Below are 16,543 nucleotides of genomic sequence, written 5' to 3'. Positions count from 1 at the left end.
GAAATCGCCATCGCGCCGGGCTACGGACGGTTGCTGACGCTGCTGGTCAAGGCGACGGGGGCGGGCCGTGTCCTGGAGATCGGGGCGCTGGGCGGATACAGCGGCATTTGTCTCGCCAGGGGGCTTGCACCGGAAGGAACGCTTACGTCGCTCGAGCTGAAGCAGGAATTCGCGGACGTTGCGCGGGCCAATGTGACCGAAGCCGGGTTCGGCGGCCAGGTGGAATACCGGGTCGGACCGGCGCTGGACAGCTTGGCACAGCTGAAGGCGGAGGGGCAGAGGTTCGACTTCTTCTTTATCGATGCGGATAAGGAGAACTATCCGAATTACCTGGAGTACGCGATCGAACTGGCCAATCCGGGCGCGCTGATTGCGGGCGACAACACCTTTCTGCGGGGTCGGACCCTCAACCCCGACAAAAACGGCCCTTCGGTGCAGGCGATCCGCCGCTTCAACGAAGCGATGGCGACCGACGACCGTTTGATCGGAACCATTCTTCCTGCTTATGACGGGCTGGCGGTGGCCATGGTTAAGTAAACAGCAAACGAAAGCCCGATCCGGATGCAGTCCAGGATCGGGCTTTTTTGGAATGAAATAAAGATGATGAGTGCAATGATTTCCTGAATTACAGCTTATTCGATTTCCGTGACCCCATAGGTCGTGAACCACGACTTGACCGTTTCAAAGTCGCTGCTGAAGGACAGGCAGAGCATCAGCAGGATGCGGGCCTGCTGCGGACTCAAGTTGTCCCCAGAAATGATGCCCTTTCCGCCGCCGTAGACGCTGCCGGAACCGGTCCGGGTCGTGGTGACGAAGACCACACCCTGATCGACCGCTTTGCTGCGCGCCTTGCTCATTGCGGATGAAATGCCTCCGGCTCCGGTGCCTGCGGTAACGATGCCTTTGGCTCCTGCAGCGGTAAACCCTTCGATGGCTTCACCGCCCGCGTCTTGATAGGAATAGGCGATTTCGGTTTTCGCCAGATCGGACTTTTTGATTTTGGCGAGGTCGAAGACCGGCTTGCCTTTGCCCGGCCCAAGCAGGGCCCGCTCCGGAGCCCGGTAGATGCGGATCGTCGTTTCATCGATATATCCGACGGCCCCGAGCATCGGCGTCTCGAAAGTGTCGACGCGGTAATCGTTCGTTTTCGTGACCCCGCGGGCGAGATTGATCGTGTCATTCAGCATGAGGACGGTGCCGAACGAGGCGGTCCGGCCGCTTGCCGACAGCTTGATGGCGTTATAGAGGTTCGCTTTGGCGTCGGAGCCGACGACCGTCCACGGCCGCATGGATCCCGTAATGACGACCGGCTTATCGCTTTGAACGGTCAGATCCAGGAAGTAGGCGATTTCCTCCATCGTGTCGGTGCCGGAAGTGACGACGACGCCGTCGTAGGATTTGAGCGCTTCGTCCACGGCCTTGGACAGGTCGTACAGATCGGCCATCGAATAGGCGGAGGAGCCCGAGTTGCCGAATTGGAGCGTTTCGACGTCGGCGATTTTTTGCTTGTCCGGGAGCTCGCTCACCATTTGCGCGATAGGAATGCTGCCCGCCTTGTAATTTTGGAAGCTGGTCTGGTCGACGGACTGCCCGGCGATGGTGCCGCCTGTGGCGATCACCAGCACGTTAGGCAGCTTGGAGGCCTTGTCGGCATCGGTGACCGGCGGGATGGCCGTGTTGCGAACCGGGGCGGTTGTGCCGGTTGTCGTTGTGGTTGCAGGTGCGGTTGCTGCTGCAGGGGTGGTAACTGCTGCTGTCACTCCATTGGCTGCTGCCGCGTCGGCGAATACGCTGCTTGCCGGTGCGGCGAAGAGGGACAGTGCCGTCAGCGCAGATGCATGAATCAGGGACCACTTGCCGAATTTTCTTTTCTCCATTAATCGATCAGCTCCTCATGTGTATGTAATGGTTATGTAATAAAATCTAAGATGATCATATATGATGTTAGGTTATATGACAAATAAATAGATCGTCGTGTAAGCGTTTGTTTTCGAAGAAAATGGTAGATATTAACCGTTTTTGTTGGTGATTTGATACATTTCATAAAATAATCGAGTTTGATCTACGTTGTGAAATGGAGTAGGAATAGTCCTGTGGAAGTTATTTAATGTTAGATTATATTACATATTAAAATTTGGACTATAGTTATGGGGAAAGGAAATATATAAGAAGGAGTTTGTCATTTATCATGGGAGGTTACTTTCCGGATTAGGCCTTCAAAACGTTTTTCGATGGGGGCTTGTTCCTTGCGGTCATACGGCATGAAAAAAAGACGGCCGGAGAGTCACTTGTGTGACTCTCCGGCCGTCTTTTTCCCGCCAACGGCGGCTGTTTAGCGGTACTGCGGCGTGTTGCTGCGCTTGTACAGCTTCAGCCGCACCCAAACCATATTCAGCAGCAGCAGGCTGCCGGAAATGATGAACAGTCCTTCGATGCCGATAAATCCCGACAGGAATCCGCCGACGAGCGCGCCCAGCATATTGCCGAGTGCGAGCGTGCTTGTGTTGAAGCCGAATGCCCGGCTTTCCATGCCTCCAGGCGTGTAGGAGCGGATGAGGGCATTGACGCTTGGCAGCAGGCCGCCCATAAAGATGCCCATCAGGAAGCGGACGACGATCAGCTGCCATACACTCTGCACGAACGCCTGCGGGATCAGGCACAGTCCTGCGCCGATCAGGGCGTAGGTCAGAATGCGGTGGGCGCCGACCTTGTCGCTGAAGCGCCCGAGGATCGGGGAGGTGATCATATTCGACAATCCCGTCACGGCGCTGACCACACCTGCCCAGAAGGCGATGTCAACCGAGGAGCGGTGCAGCTTCTCCACGTACAGCGGCAGGAGCGACATGGGGCTCATCATCGCAAACTGCAGCAGAAACGTTACCGCGAACAGCGCTGGAAGCTGCGGGATACGGGCCAGCTCCTTGAAGCCTTCAAGCACCGACACCTGCGGCGCATGGGCGGCTTTTTCCCGGTTGAAGTTTTCCTTGACCAGGAACAGCGCCAGCAGGGAAGCGGCGAAGATGAGCATGCCGATAATGTAAAAGATCGGGCGGAAGCCGATCAGGTCGGCCAAGCCGCCGCCGATCAGCGGTCCGAGAATCGTTCCGGCCACCGAGCCTGACTGCATGATCCCCATTGCAAAGCCCATCCGTTCCTTCGGGGTCGTGCTCGACACGAGCGAGATGGATGCCGGGTTGAAGCCGGAGATCGTGCCGTTCAGCAGGCGCAGCAGCAGCAGCTCCCACGGATTCCGGGCAAAGCCCATCAGCACGATGACGATGGCCATTCCGAAGCCGGAGCGCAGCAGCATGATTTTCCGGCCGTACCGGTCCGACAGCTTGCCCCATAATGGCTGAAAAATAAATGAGGTCATGAAGTTGGCCGCAAAAATAAAGCCCGCCCAGAGGCCGATTTCATGCTCGCCCTGTACCCCCAGATCTTTAGCCAGATACAGGGACAGGAACGGCGTGATCATCGTCATCCCGGAGTTGACCAGAAATTGGCCGAACCAAAGCACAATGAGGTTGACCTTCCACGGTTTCAATGTGCTTTCACTTCCTTTCTAAGCTGACTGAAATGAATGATTGAAAAAACACAGTTTTACCAGTATAGCACATTTCCTGAATGTCTTATGTTAAAGATGTCATACGATTGTCATCAGATGTCAGGGTGCGGCGGTTGTTACTTACTTTTAAAAAGGGCATAATAGAAAGCAGAGAATTTTATAGATATGGAGGCCTGTTCGTGACCTATAACGATACGTTGATCCGCGCCAGCTACAAGCAGGAAGTCAGCCATGTTCCTGTTTGGTATATGAGACAGGCGGGTCGCTATGATCCGGAATACCGCAAGATCAAAGAGAAATATTCGCTCCTGGAAATTTGCCGCCAGCCCGAGCTCGCTGCCGAAATAACGATGATGCCCGTGCGCAAACTTGGCGTGGATGCGGCCATTCTGTATTCGGATATCATGAATCCGGTCGCATCCCTGGGAGTCGATTTTGATATCGTGAAAAATGTCGGGCCTGTGATCGACAATCCGATCCGGACCGCGGCCGATGTGGAGCGCCTGCGTCCGATCGACATAGACAAGGATCTCAGCCACATCATGGAGACAATCCGCATCCTGGACAAAGAGCTGGACGTTCCGCTGATTACATTTGCCGGAGCTCCGTTTACGATTGCCAGCTATCTGATCGAAGGGCGTCCTTCGAAAAGCTATATTCTCACCAAGACGATGATGTACAGCCAGCCCGAGGTTTGGCATCAGCTGATGAACAAACTGGGCGACATGGTCATAACCTATGTGCGAGCACATATCAAGAACGGCGGCAAGGCGTTCCAGCTGTTTGACAGCTGGGTGGGGGCGCTGGCACCGCAGGATTTCGAGAAATTCGTACTACCTACCATTACCCGTATCTTTGCCGAACTTTCAGATTTACATGTACCGAAAATCTATTTCCCTGGCGTCAGCTCAGGCGAGCTGCTGCCGACGCTGAAGGACTTGCAGGCGAACGTGATCGGGCTCGACTGGAGAGTATCGATTGCCGAGGGACGAAAGCGGACCGGCGGGAAATTCGCTGTTCAGGGCAACCTGGACCCTTATGTGCTGACTGCGCCGATGGACGTCATCAAGCGGTACGCCAAAGAGATTATCGATCAAGGCGTTCAGGAGCCGGGGTATATTTTCAACCTGGGCCACGGCTTGTTCCCCGAAGCTTCGCTGGATAAGCTGAAGGAATTGACGGAATATATTCATGAATATTCGGCAACCCTTCTCCGCTAGGAGACCGTTTCTTCATGGAAGAACCGATATATAAAGAAGAGGTGAGCGTTTCGTGAAAAATAAAGTAGGCGTACTGGTGATGTCCTATGGCACACCAGAGAGCATGGAAGGCATTGAGGCGTATTACACGCATATCCGCAGAGGGCATGCCCCTTCGCCGGAGCAGCTCAAAGAGCTGGCCGACCGTTATGAGGCGATCGTGGGCGGCGTATTCCCGCTTCGTGAGAACACGAACCGGCAGGTGGCGAGCCTGCAGGAGACCCTGAACCGGGACAGCCGTCACCCCGAGGTGGAATTCGTCTGCTATCAAGGCTTGAAGCATGCTTCCCCGTTCATTGAGGACGGCGTGGAGGCGATGGCCAAAGACGGCATCAGCAAAGCGGTCGGGATCGTACTGGCGCCGCACTACTCGACTATGAGCGTCGGAAGCTATATGAAGCGGGCCAAAGCGAAAGCTGATGAGGTCGGGGTTGAGATGACCTTTGTGCAGAGCTACCATATGCATCCGCAGCTGATCGAGGCTTTTACCCGCCGTGTGAACGAAAAGCTGGCTTTGTTCGAGGAAGCCGGTGCGGACCGCAGCAAAGTGCGCGTCCTTTTCAGTGCACACAGCCTGCCTGAGAAAATTTTGGAGCTGGGTGATCCGTATCCGGAGCAGCTTCTGGAAACATCCCGCGCGGTGGCGGAAAAGGCCGATATCACTTCCTGGCAGTTTGCCTGGCAGAGTGCGGGCCGTACCGCCGAGCCATGGCTCGGACCGGACATTCTGGACACACTCCGCAACTTGAGCAAGGAGGAAGTCGAGGACGTGCTGGTCGCTCCGATTGGTTTCGTGTCCGACCATCTCGAAGTGCTGTACGATCTGGACATCGAAGCCCAGCAGGTAGCGAAGGAGCTGGATCTGCGTCTGATGCGCATCGATTCTCTGAACAGCGATCCGCTCTATATGCAGACGCTGTCCGACGCGGTGATCGGACAGTGGGAAATGGCCCAGGCGGAGTAAAACTCTCGAATACGACTGCATCTCTATATATGTTGATGAACCCCCGTGTCACGGACCGGGGGTTCTATTTGTTCCCGGGAACCTGATATAATGGAGTGGGCTTTCAGGGGAGGGCCGCAGTATTTTAGAAAAAATCGTAATGAGGGGTGAATCATGTACCCGCCAAGATCACAGAAACACCAGGCTGGAAAAAAAGCCAGGCGAAAAAGGCAGGGGCGGAAGTGGGGATACGTGAATCTCTGCCTGCTTGCCGTCATTGCACTACTTATTGGATATTATTTGTTGACGCAAAAGGCACATACGGGCGGCTCTGCGCAGGAGTCCCACAAGCCTGTACAGCAGACCGCAGAGCAGCCGCCTGTTGACCCGAAAGGAACGGTGCCGGGAAGCGGAGAAGTGGCGGGAGATTCCGATCAGGAGACATCTTCGGAACAAGCGGCTGAGGAAGCTGCGGACCCGCCTCCACCGGATCAAGCGGGAACTCCGCCGGATCAGAAGACTGTGGGCAAGACTGTGGGCGTGCAGCAGGACCAGCCTGCTGGAGGCGGGAAGGAGCAGGCCGCGCAAGAAGGAAAGCAGGAGACGGGAAAGGATCCCGATTCCGGCAAAGCCAAGCCGCAGCAGGATCAAATCCCGGAGAAAACAGCTTCCGGGGGGACCTCGGATGCGCCATCCGGCCAAACGATTCGCATTCATTTTGTGGGCGACATGATTTTTTCGGGCAAAGTGGAAACGCTGCTTGAAAGCAAGGGCTATTCATACCCCTTTACATATTTGGGGGATCTGTTCAAGAAGGACGACCTGACGCTGGGAAATCTGGAGACACCGGTCACCACCCGCGGCGTCGAGGCCAAAAACAAAACGTTTGTGTTTAAATCATCCCCTAAGGCGCTCGATGCGCTGCGAGCTGCAGGCATGGACGCCGTCACGCTCGCCAACAACCACATCCTCGACCAGGGGGAGGAAGGGCTGCTGGATACGATCACTCACCTGGGTGCCAGCGGCATTAAGTATGTCGGTGCAGGGAAGAACGCAGCTCGTGCGTACGCACCGGAATATTTCTCTATCAAAGGCATGAAGGTGGCGCTGGTCGGTGCCAGCCGCGTGTACCCGGAATCAAGCTGGGCCGCGGGTACCAATAAACCCGGTGTGGCCAGTGCTTACGGGCAGGCTCCCGAGGTGCTGAAATCCATTGCCGAAGCCCGCAACAACGCCGATCTGGTCATCGTCATGGCGCACTGGGGTATCGAGCGGCAGAGCACGCCGGATGCCAACCAGAAGGCGCTGGCCCACGCCTTTATTGATGCGGGAGCCGATTTGATCATCGGAGCGCATCCGCATGTGCTGCAGGGGCTGGAGCAGTACAAGGGTAAATGGATTGCTTACAGCACAGGCAACTTCATTTTCACCAAATCAACCGTTCCGGCGACCTGGAAGACCGCGGTATTCGAGGCGTCATGCGGTCCGAAGGGCGGATGCGGCATGAAGCTGATCCCGTACAAGACGGAGCTGGGGACAGCCGGTTCCGATGAACGCCGAAGAAGGAAAGAAGCTGCTGCAGGAAATGCAGCAGCTGTCCATCGGGGGTGTTCGGGTATCCGGCGACGGGACCGTAACGGCCGGCTCGGCACGTTGACCATAACTTAGGAGAGCGGGGGAGAGGGAATGAACAACCTGTGTGTGGCCCATCGGGGATTTTCCGGCAAGGCGCCGGAAAACACGATGGCGGCTTTTCAGATGGCGATGGCGGAGCCTTACGTCCAGTGGATGGAAATCGACACGCAGCTCACCGCCGACGGCATTCCCGTCGTCATTCACGATTTCAGCCTGGACCGGACGACCAACGGCAGCGGCAAGGTCAAGGCCCATACGTGGCAGCAGCTGCAGCGGCTGGACGCTGGGAGCTGGAAAGGGCGCGATTTTCAAGGAGAACGCATTCCCTCGCTGGACGAAGTGCTGCGCCTAAGCTGCGGCAGGGTCCGTTTGAACATCGAGCTGAAAACATCCGGCAATATGTATCCGGGACTGGAGCAGGCGGTGCTCGAACGCGTATCGCGCTATCATATGGAGCAGGACGTGGTGATCACTTCGTTTGATACCGGTGCGCTGCGGCGGGTCAAGGAGATCAACCCGGCGTTCAAGACGGGCTTGATCCTCGACGGCAGGCCCAAGGATCTGCCATCGCGCCTCAAGGCGCTGCAGTGCTCGTTCCTGTCGATCGGTCACCCTAATCTCGATACGGGCCTCGCGTCGCTGCTGATCTCCGAAGGCATTACGGTCATGGCCTGGACGATCGATGACGCCAGAGGCATGAAAAGGATCGCAGCAATGTCGCCCGAAATATTGATCTGTACCAACCGGCCGGACGTTTGGCGGAAAACCTTTCCCGGCTGAATCCCACCGGAAACGGCAATGCTCGAACTCCGCAACCATTGTCGCCTTGCTCGATGCAACACCCAATCCATCTTAGCAAAGGATGATCGAGATGATTCGTAACGTTTACTGTGTTGGCCGAAATTACAAACTGCATGCCGCCGAGCTCGGCAACGAGGTTCCGACCGAGCCGATGATCTTTATGAAGCCGTCCCATGCGGTCGTTCCGCTTGAAGACGCCGTGCTCGCCCTCCCGAAGGATCAGGGGGAGGTTCATTACGAAGGCGAAATCGTCATCCGCATCGCGCGTGATTATGAGCCTGGAGCCGTGGTGGATGATCTGGTGGACCAAATGGCGCTTGGCATCGATTTTACGCTGAGGGACGTGCAGTCGGTCATCAAGAAGAAGGGCCACCCGTGGACAGCGGCCAAAGGGTTTAAAAATTCCGCTCCCATTACGGGCTTCATTCCTTTTCCGGGAACCGGCAGCGTGACGGAGAAGGATTTTACCGTCTTGAAAAATAATGAGGAAGTGCAGCGCGGCAATGCGCGGGATATGATTTTCTCCCTCCAGGAAATCGTGGATTATATCGGCGCGCGTTACGGACTGGGCGAAGGCGACGTGATTTTTACCGGTACGCCGGCTGGCGTCGGCCCGGCATCCGAAGGCGATACGTTCGCTCTTGGCTGGGGCGAAGAGCAGCTTGGAAGCTGCCGCATCGGCTAAACCGCCATGATGTGGATCATCGGTGCGCTGTGCGCGCTCGTTGTTGCCGGGGCTGCGTACTGGAAGCGGTCGCTCACCATATCGGGAGCGATCTGCGCCTTCGTTATGGGAACGATTTATTTCGGAGCGGGGAATCTGCTGTGGTTCGGCACCCTGCTCGTCTTTTTTATCAGCTCCTCGGCGCTGTCGAAGGTGAAGGCAAGCCGGAAGGCTGAGCTGGAAAAATCATACGCCAAAACGGGCAACCGGGACGCCGGACAAGTGCTGGCCAACGGGGGCGCCGGCATGCTGCTGTGCGTGCTGAATGCCTTCTGGCCGCATGAGGGCTGGGTGTTCGCCTTCATCGGCGTCATGGCGGCCGTAACGGCCGATACCTGGGCTACGGAGCTCGGCAGCCTCAGCCGCAAGCCGCCCCGTTCGGTCCTGAACGGGCGCGTGCTCCCTCCCGGTACGTCGGGAGGGGTGTCGCTGCTCGGCAGCACCGCCGCCGCGGGAGGAGGAGCGCTGATCGGCCTCTTCGCCTGGCTGTTTGAACAGCTATCGGGGACGGGCTCCGATTCGCTGGCCCTGGCCCTGGTGCTGGGGATTGTCGGCGGATTGGCCGGTGCTTTCGCCGATTCCATCCTCGGCGCATCCGTGCAGATTATGTACCAGTGCCCGGTCTGCGGCAAAGAGGTCGAGGTCATGACGCACTGCGGAAGCCCGACCCGCCGTATGGGCGGATGGCGGTTCATGAACAACGACGCCGTCAATATCGTCTCCTCCTTCATCGGAGGGGGAGCGGCCCTCGCGGCCGCGCTGCTGCTTTTCCCATGATCCATCCGGAGCGCAAAGCACACTACATGTTTAAGGCAGCCCCGCTCTCGTTTACCCCGCGTCTGGGGTAAGCGCAGTTCATCCTGGACAACCCGCTCTCAACATCTGACAGAAGCACAGCATACATGCCGCCCAGCCTTTGGGCGGTTTTTGTGTTAATATATAAGGAAGCAGAAAATCGCTGGATGAGTAGGGGAAATAGCTATGAACATAATGACAGTTGAACATATCTCCAAAAGCTACGGAGAGAAGGTATTGTTTGAGGACGCGTCCTTCGGGATGGCGGATCAGGATAAAATCGGGATCATCGGCGTCAACGGCACCGGCAAATCCACCTTTTTGCGGGTCATCGCCGGACTTGAGCCTCCGGACGAAGGCCAGATTTCCATCGGCAACAGCGTTCGGGTTCGCTATCTGGCGCAAAATCCCGATTTTGACCCGGGCATGACGGTGCTTCAGCAGGTGTTCCAGGGCCAGGACCCGCAGATGAGGATCGTCCGTGACTACACGGAGACGATGGAACGGGTCGAGCTGAATCCTTCGGACGAATCGCTGCAGCAGAAGCTTCTTAAGCTAAATCAGGAAATGGACGCCCTTCAGGCGTGGCAGCTTGAGAGCGAAGCCAAGACCATCCTGTCAAAGCTGGGCATTTCAAGCTTCGATGCCCTGATGGGGACGCTGTCCGGCGGCCAGCGGAAGCGTGTCGCGCTGGCGTCCGCCTTGATCCAGCCGTGCGAGCTGCTCATTCTGGACGAGCCGACCAACCATATCGACAACGACTCGGTCGCCTGGCTGAGGCCAATTACTCGGCCTTTCTGGAGCTGAAGGCCCAGCGGGAAGAGCGGGAGGCGGCTTCCGAACAGAAGCGCCAGAACCTGCTGCGGACGGAGCTGGCCTGGATCCGGCGCGGGGCCAAAGCGAGATCGACGAAGCAGAAAGCGCGCATCGAACGCTTCGAGGCGCTGAAGGATCAGAAGGGGCCGCAGCGTGCCGGGAATGTGGACATGGCCGCGCTATCGACCCGGCTCGGCCGGAAAATCCTCGAGATCGAGCATTTGGCCAAAAAGGCCGGTGACCGGACGCTGATCCGCGATCTGAGCTATATTGCCGTTCCGGGCGACCGCGTCGGCATTGTCGGCCCGAACGGAAGCGGCAAATCGACGCTGCTGAACCTGATTGCCGGGCAACTGGAGCCCGATGAGGGCGAAATCGTGGTCGGACCGACGGTCAAGCTGGGATACTTTACCCAGGAGCATCAGGAGATGGACGGCAATATGCGGGTGATCGAGTACATCAAGGAAGGAGCGGAAGTGATCCGGACCGATGACGGCAGCCAGATCACCGCTTCCCAAATGCTCGAACGCTTTTTGTTCCCGCCGGCTATGCAGTGGACACCGATCTCCAAGCTGTCCGGCGGAGAGAAGCGCCGCCTGTATTTGCTGCGGGTGCTGATGTCGGCCCCGAACGTCCTTCTGCTCGACGAGCCGACGAACGATCTCGATATTCAAACGCTGTCCGTGCTGGAAGATTATTTGGACGATTTTCCGGGCGTAGTCTTCGTGGTATCCCATGACCGCTTCTTTCTTGACCGCACCGTAGAGAAGATTATGGCTTTCGAAGGTGAAGGGTCAATTCGCGTCCATGTGGGGGCTTACACGGAATATGCGGAATGGATGAGCAAGAATGTGCCGTCTGCCGCAGGCGGCTCCCCTGCGGACGGTCTGAAGAAGGCAGGCGCCTCCCAGGAGGCGGCCCAATCTTCAGCTCAGGCGAAAGAAGCGCCGCGGGAGAAGCTGAAATTCAGCTATAAAGAGCAGCGCGAATACGAGCAGATCGACGGGCAGATTGAAGCCTGCGAGCAGAAGCTGGAGGGCATACAGAAAGAGATGGAAGCCGCGTTCAGCGATTCGGCGAGACTGCAGGAGCTGCTGCAGGCACAGCAGGAAGCCGAGCAGGAGCTGGAGCATTTGATGGACCGCTGGACGTATCTGAACGAGCTGGCGGAGAAAATTGAGCAGAGCAAGGCTTAGATTAAAGCGGCTCAAGGAGCTGAAGGGTAGTACATGAGGGCGTTCCCATAAAAGTTTATGGGAACGCCCTTTTTCTGTGCATTTTCAGCAAATGACATTTTTCCGGGCAAAGAACGGATTGACAACTTGGATTACATGTGTAATATTGGATGTATATGATGATTACAAATGTGATCAATAGAAAGGAGAATATACCGGTGAAACAACTTCCCGTCATTTCCGAGGCCGAATGGGAGGTCATGAAAGTGCTGTGGGCCGGCTCGCCGCTGACGGCGGGCGAGGTCATTGACGTTCTGGCCGGCCGCATGGACTGGAGCCCGAAGACGGTCAGAACGCTGTTGAACCGTCTCGTCGCGAAGGAAGCCGCTTCATTCGATCCGGACAGCCGTCCATACCGATACTTCCCGCTTGTCTCGGAGGAAGAATGCCAGCGGGCGGAGACGAAGAGCTTTTTACAGCGCATTTACAGCGGATCCTTCAAGCCGCTGCTCGTGAATTTTCTCAAGGAGGAGAAGCTGTCGCAGGAGGAGATCGCCGAGCTGCGCAAACTGCTGGATGAGACGAGCAGACCGGATGGGAGGGGATAAGCATGCCGGGAAACCTGAACCTCCTGCTGAACGATTTGTTTGACTGGATGATCCATACGACGCTGCTGGCCGGTATGATGGTGGTCCTCATTTTGCTGATGAAGCGGGTGTTCGGCAGATGGCTGAAACCCGAGTGGCATTACGCCTTGTGGCTGCTGTTAATTCTCCGATTGATCATCCCGGCCGGGCCTGAAAGTTCATTTAGCATGGGGAACCTTTTTTCCATGGCAGGTCAGGGAAACGCCTTGTTTGGGCAGCAGGCGCCGGAAGTCCCTTCCTCCGGCCAAGCACAGCCACCAGTGAAGGTGGGGGATGAGGCGGATTTATTCCCTGGCGAATTTACGGGGGGCCATGAATCCGGAACTTCAGCTCTGGAACAAAAGGATAGCGGGTTATCTCTCCGTTCGATCCTGATGACGGTCTGGCTGACCGGGGCGGCGCTCCTGCTGATCCGGCTTGCCATCGCGAATACCCGTTACGCACGGCTGCTCGGCAGACATTCCCAAGCGGCAGACCCGGGAATGGTTCAAATGCTTGAAGAGGCTAAAGCCAGCATGGGCGTGAGGCGAAGCATCGGGCTGAAGATATCGCCCGCCGTTTCCTCGCCCACGCTGTTTGGGGTGCTGCGTCCGCGGATGATCATGCCGCCGGGCATTGCGGAGCTTGATGAGGCGCAGCAAAAGCATATTTTTTTGCACGAATTGGCGCATGCGAAAAGATGGGATATTTTGCTGAATTGGGTTGCGCAGATCCTCCTCGCCTTTCATTGGTATAATCCGCTGCTGTGGTACGGGTTCTACCGGATGCGGGAGGATCAGGAGCTGTCCGCCGATGCGCTGGCATTGAGACGGATGGATCCGAACCAAATCGCCCAGTATGGGCATACGATTCTGACGCTTTTGGAACAATACCGGATGGATGCCTATGTTCCGGGGACCGCAAGACTATCTGCTTCACGCAGGCAGCTGAGAAGGAGGATACTCATGATTAAAACATTTAAACCGGCTTCTATCCGCTGGACGGTGATCGGTTTGGTGCTTGTGCTCGCCTTGGGCGGATGTGCCCTGACCGACGGAAAATCCACACAGGATCAGGCGTCTCCGCCGGCCGGAAGCACCAATACGGATTCAGGCACGACCCCCTCGGATGACGGGAAAGGATCGAATGGGCAGACCCAAAACGGGGATGGACAGAACGAGCCCGGCGGCCAGACGGAATCCGGATCTGACAATGCCGGCAATGGCACAGGCACAGGCTCCACTACCGGTAACAGCACCGGTTCTGCGGGAAGCGGCTCGGACACATCCGGGACCGGCAGTGCAACAAGCGGATACCAGCAGCAGATCAAGGATATCGCCACTTTAGCCAAGAAGGGCAGAGTAAAGGGCGCTGACTTTGTATCCGGCAAAACAACGATTGAGGACGTGCATGCCGCCTGGGGTGAGCCAGACCGGCCATGGCAGCCGACCGACCGTTACGCCTATGATTCCTACTCGCCGGGAGCGGGCCGGGGAAGCTACGCTTTTGGCATCGGGCAGGGCGAAGTGGTGTACGACATCCGTTATTTCGGATCGGGTACGGATAAGAGCACCGATCTAAGCAAAATCAGCTTCCAGGAAATCGAAAATACCTTAGGCAAACCAAACTCCGTCAAGACAAGCGGATCGGATGATGTGCTTACCTATAAAGAGGGCGATTACGAGCTGAAATTTGTCGGGCCGCATGCCACCAAGCGCTTGGATCACATTTCGGTCTATTCGCCGAAAGCGGCCCGCTCCACCATGGGCGGCGATGCGACTGCGCAATCCGGCACAAGCGAAAACGCCGCTTCGGTACGGGCCGGGGCGCAGGCCCCTCGTGAGACGGCACCAATCTCCAAGCAAGCAGGGGCCAATGCTCAAGTTGCTGCTGTCCCGGCTGAGAGAGCAGGAAACGCTTCGGCGCCCACCGAGCAGGCAGCACCCGGCAATAGTCCGGTCGCGGAATCCGGCCCCGTGCAGGCAGTCGTACCTTCCGGCGGCGGACGCTGATACAGGCGTGAGCCTGGCGAGCGAATCGAGATTTCACATTAGTGAACGAAATCAATGTATAAACGCTGCTGATATCGTGATTCAGCACATACAGAAACAAACCGGCTGTCCGAGATGGACAGCCGGTTTGGCTTTGACGGGCGTGAGCCCGGCATATGGCTTATGAAGTTGGTTGGGGCGTTACCCGCGGATATAAGCTGCAAGCAGCTTGACCGTATTCAGCACCGCCTGCTTATGAGTGCGCTCCATTGCGTGGGAAGCGTGAACGCCCGGCCCGATCAGCGCGGCGCGAATGTTATTCCCGCCGGACAGGGCGGCGGAAGCGTCCGAGCCGTAGTGTGGATACACGTCCACGGCGTAAGGGATGCCTTCGGCTTTGGCCAGCTCGATCAGCCGGCTTGTCATCTCATAGTCGTACGGACCGGAAGAATCCTTCGCACAGATCGAGACGTCGGTCTCCTTGCAGCTGAGGTCGTCGCCGATGCAGCCCATGTCCACGGCGATCATCTCATCGATGTCCGAAGGAATATAGGCAGTGCCATGTCCAACTTCTTCATAGTTGGAGATCAGCAGCTTGACATTGGTGGACGGTCTCCAGTTTTCCCGTTTCATCGACTCCAGCAGGCCGAACAGCGCCGCGACGCTGGCTTTGTCATCGATATGACGGGACTTGATATAACCGCTGTCCGTAATCGTCGCTCTCGCATCGAAGGAGACAAAGTCGCCGACCCCGATGCCCAGCTTCAGCACGTCTTCCTTGGATTCCACCAGCTCGTCGATGCGGACTTCCATGTGGTCCTCCTGGCGTTTGAAATCGCGTGCGTCGCTGTAGACATGCACCGACGGATGGGTGCTGAGGATCGTGCCGGTATAGGTTTTGCCGCTGCGCGTATGGATGACGCAGTATTCGTTCTCAATGCTGTGCATCATGAAGCCGCCGACGGACGTCAGCCGCAGCGTGCCTGAAGGCTTGACCGCTCTGACCATCGCTCCGAGGGTATCCACGTGGGCGCTCAGTGCGACCGTGCGGGAAGTATTCTCGCCCTGCACCTCCAGAATCGCCCCGCCTTTATGATTCCGGGTCAGCGAAATGCCCAGGCTCGCAGCTTCCTCCTCGATGAATTTCATAATGTGTCCCGTAAATCCTGTTGGGCTCGGTGTATCGAGCAGCTTTTTCAAAAAGGTTAAAACGTATTGTTCATTGGGTTGTATCGACATGTTCACGGTTCTCCTCCGTTAGAATTGCATTCCTCATTTACGACGGCTTCAAGCCGCCGGCGTCTTCGTCAGAGCCCGCCTTGTTAGCAGCAGGATCCGGGAAGGTATACCCCGTTTCGGCCTGGACCTGAGCCAGTTGGGCCGACAGATGTTTGACTGTTTTCTGAAGTTTGTACTGCCTGAAAATTCCGTAGGATCCGACGATGATCCCGCCGATCAGCGTACATCCGAGAATGAGCAGAATCAGCGGAATGTTCACCTCGGCAAACATAAAGTTGACCTTCACGGGATCGACGTTGATCACGGCAAAAATTGCGGTGAGCAGCGCAAACAGAAGCCCGAATATGAGTGACCACTGCATTTTCACTTTTGAAAACACCCTCTCCGGCAGACAGTAGAAAAATCCCCCGCCCCCGCGGGCAAGGGATTTTCATAAGCCTGGCCGTTCAACTTATTTTGTCAGCTGTTCCATTTGCTCGATGACGCTCTCGAAGACGCTCATCGCTTCGCGGACCGGCTGCGGCGAAGACATGTCGACCCCGGCCTTCTTCAGAATATTGATCGAGAAGTCGCTGCCTCCACTCTTCAGGAAGCCGAGGTACCGGTCGACGGCCGGCTGGCCTTCTTCCAGAATCTGTTTCGAGAAGCTGGTCGCCGCGGAGAAGCCCGTAGCGTATTTGTACACATAGAAGCTGGTGTAGAAATGGGGAATGCGAGCCCATTCCATCTCGATATCCTTGTCGACGACCATGTCCTTGCCGTGGTATTTCACGTTCAGGTCGTAGTAGATCTCCGACAGCGCCTGAGGCGTCAACGCTTCACCCTGCTCCGCACTTTCGTGGACAAGTTTCTCGAACTCGGCGAACATCGTTTGACGGAATACCGTTGTCCGGAACTGGTCTGCATAATAAGTCAGCAGGTACATTTTTTCCTTCGGATCGGTCGATTTCTTGAGCAGGTAATCCATCAGCAGC

General features: G+C 56.8%; 13 protein-coding genes and 2 pseudogenes. 10 read left to right on the top strand and 5 right to left on the bottom strand.

What is annotated here, in order from left to right; genetic code table 11:
• Positions 1–537, top strand: a 537-nt coding sequence (locus CPT76_RS00630; RefSeq protein WP_105441590.1) for an O-methyltransferase, incomplete at its 5' end; no start/stop codon positions are given.
• A 95-nt stretch (positions 538–632) separates the two neighbouring features.
• Here the strand turns inward: CPT76_RS00630 and CPT76_RS00625 are convergent.
• The gene (locus tag CPT76_RS00625; RefSeq protein WP_105441589.1) at positions 633–1,877 is read right to left on the bottom strand and encodes an asparaginase; all 1,245 of its coding nucleotides are present in this window, start codon (positions 1,875–1,877) and stop codon (positions 633–635) included.
• Positions 1,878–2,332: 455 nt separating this feature from the next.
• Positions 2,333–3,544: an MFS transporter gene (locus tag CPT76_RS00620; protein ID WP_105441588.1), complete on the bottom strand. Its 1,212-nt coding sequence runs from the start codon at positions 3,542–3,544 to the stop codon at positions 2,333–2,335.
• Between the two features lie 200 nt (positions 3,545–3,744).
• Here CPT76_RS00620 and hemE point away from each other — a divergent pair, with 200 nt between their 5' ends.
• From hemE to CPT76_RS00575, 9 genes and pseudogenes are all read left to right on the top strand, one after another.
• Positions 3,745–4,785, top strand: a complete 1,041-nt coding sequence (gene hemE / locus CPT76_RS00615) for a uroporphyrinogen decarboxylase (protein WP_105441587.1) — start codon at positions 3,745–3,747, stop codon at positions 4,783–4,785.
• Between the two features lie 52 nt (positions 4,786–4,837).
• Entirely contained in the window at positions 4,838–5,788 is a 951-nt protein-coding gene (gene hemH, locus CPT76_RS00610; RefSeq protein ID WP_105441586.1) for a ferrochelatase, read from the top strand.
• A gap of 153 nt (positions 5,789–5,941) precedes the next feature.
• Positions 5,942–7,424 (top strand): annotated as a pseudogene (locus tag CPT76_RS00605) (CapA family protein).
• Positions 7,425–7,453: 29 nt separating this feature from the next.
• Positions 7,454–8,182: a glycerophosphodiester phosphodiesterase gene (locus CPT76_RS00600; protein ID WP_105441585.1), complete on the top strand. Its 729-nt coding sequence runs from the start codon at positions 7,454–7,456 to the stop codon at positions 8,180–8,182.
• A gap of 82 nt (positions 8,183–8,264) precedes the next feature.
• The gene (locus tag CPT76_RS00595; protein WP_105441584.1) at positions 8,265–8,888 is read left to right on the top strand and encodes a fumarylacetoacetate hydrolase family protein; all 624 of its coding nucleotides are present in this window, start codon (positions 8,265–8,267) and stop codon (positions 8,886–8,888) included.
• A gap of 6 nt (positions 8,889–8,894) precedes the next feature.
• Positions 8,895–9,704: a DUF92 domain-containing protein gene (locus tag CPT76_RS00590; RefSeq protein ID WP_105441583.1), complete on the top strand. Its 810-nt coding sequence runs from the start codon at positions 8,895–8,897 to the stop codon at positions 9,702–9,704.
• A gap of 204 nt (positions 9,705–9,908) precedes the next feature.
• Positions 9,909–11,734, top strand: a pseudogene (locus CPT76_RS00585) (ABC-F family ATP-binding cassette domain-containing protein).
• A gap of 158 nt (positions 11,735–11,892) precedes the next feature.
• Positions 11,893–12,321 (top strand): BlaI/MecI/CopY family transcriptional regulator, encoded by a 429-nt coding sequence (locus tag CPT76_RS00580; RefSeq protein WP_374954579.1) that lies wholly within the window; start codon positions 11,893–11,895, stop codon positions 12,319–12,321.
• A 2-nt stretch (positions 12,322–12,323) separates the two neighbouring features.
• The gene (locus tag CPT76_RS00575) at positions 12,324–14,351 is read left to right on the top strand and encodes a M56 family metallopeptidase (protein WP_105441581.1); all 2,028 of its coding nucleotides are present in this window, start codon (positions 12,324–12,326) and stop codon (positions 14,349–14,351) included.
• A gap of 180 nt (positions 14,352–14,531) precedes the next feature.
• Here the strand turns inward: CPT76_RS00575 and CPT76_RS00570 are convergent, their stop codons facing one another.
• The 3 genes from CPT76_RS00570 to CPT76_RS38650 all read right to left on the bottom strand — a co-directional run.
• The gene (locus CPT76_RS00570) at positions 14,532–15,569 is read right to left on the bottom strand and encodes a M42 family metallopeptidase (protein ID WP_105441580.1); all 1,038 of its coding nucleotides are present in this window, start codon (positions 15,567–15,569) and stop codon (positions 14,532–14,534) included.
• Between the two features lie 37 nt (positions 15,570–15,606).
• Positions 15,607–15,936, bottom strand: a complete 330-nt coding sequence (locus CPT76_RS00565; protein WP_105441579.1) for a LapA family protein — start codon at positions 15,934–15,936, stop codon at positions 15,607–15,609.
• Positions 15,937–16,020: 84 nt separating this feature from the next.
• On the bottom strand, positions 16,021–16,543 hold a 523-nt coding region (locus tag CPT76_RS38650; protein ID WP_258167943.1), incomplete at its 5' end, for a M3 family metallopeptidase.

The organism is Paenibacillus sp. AR247, from assembly GCF_002968895.1.
GTDB lineage: Bacteria > Bacillota > Bacilli > Paenibacillales > Paenibacillaceae > Paenibacillus_AQ > Paenibacillus_AQ favisporus.
This window is presented reverse-complemented; position numbering and strand designations above follow the sequence as displayed.

Excerpts from the sequence above, each read along its gene's own strand:
- CPT76_RS00595 (WP_105441584.1), top strand. The coding sequence starts at position 8,265 with ATGATCGAGATGATTCGTAACGTTTACTGTGTTGGCCGAAATTACAAA.
- CPT76_RS00580 (WP_374954579.1), top strand. The coding sequence starts at position 11,893 with ATGATTACAAATGTGATCAATAGAAAGGAGAATATACCGGTGAAACAA.
- CPT76_RS00600 (WP_105441585.1), top strand. The coding sequence starts at position 7,454 with ATGAACAACCTGTGTGTGGCCCATCGGGGATTTTCCGGCAAGGCGCCG.
- CPT76_RS00570 (WP_105441580.1), bottom strand. The coding sequence starts at position 15,569 with ATGTCGATACAACCCAATGAACAATACGTTTTAACCTTTTTGAAAAAG.
- CPT76_RS00575 (WP_105441581.1), top strand. The coding sequence starts at position 12,324 with ATGCCGGGAAACCTGAACCTCCTGCTGAACGATTTGTTTGACTGGATG.
- CPT76_RS00625 (WP_105441589.1), bottom strand. The coding sequence starts at position 1,877 with ATGGAGAAAAGAAAATTCGGCAAGTGGTCCCTGATTCATGCATCTGCG.
- CPT76_RS00590 (WP_105441583.1), top strand. The coding sequence starts at position 8,895 with ATGATGTGGATCATCGGTGCGCTGTGCGCGCTCGTTGTTGCCGGGGCT.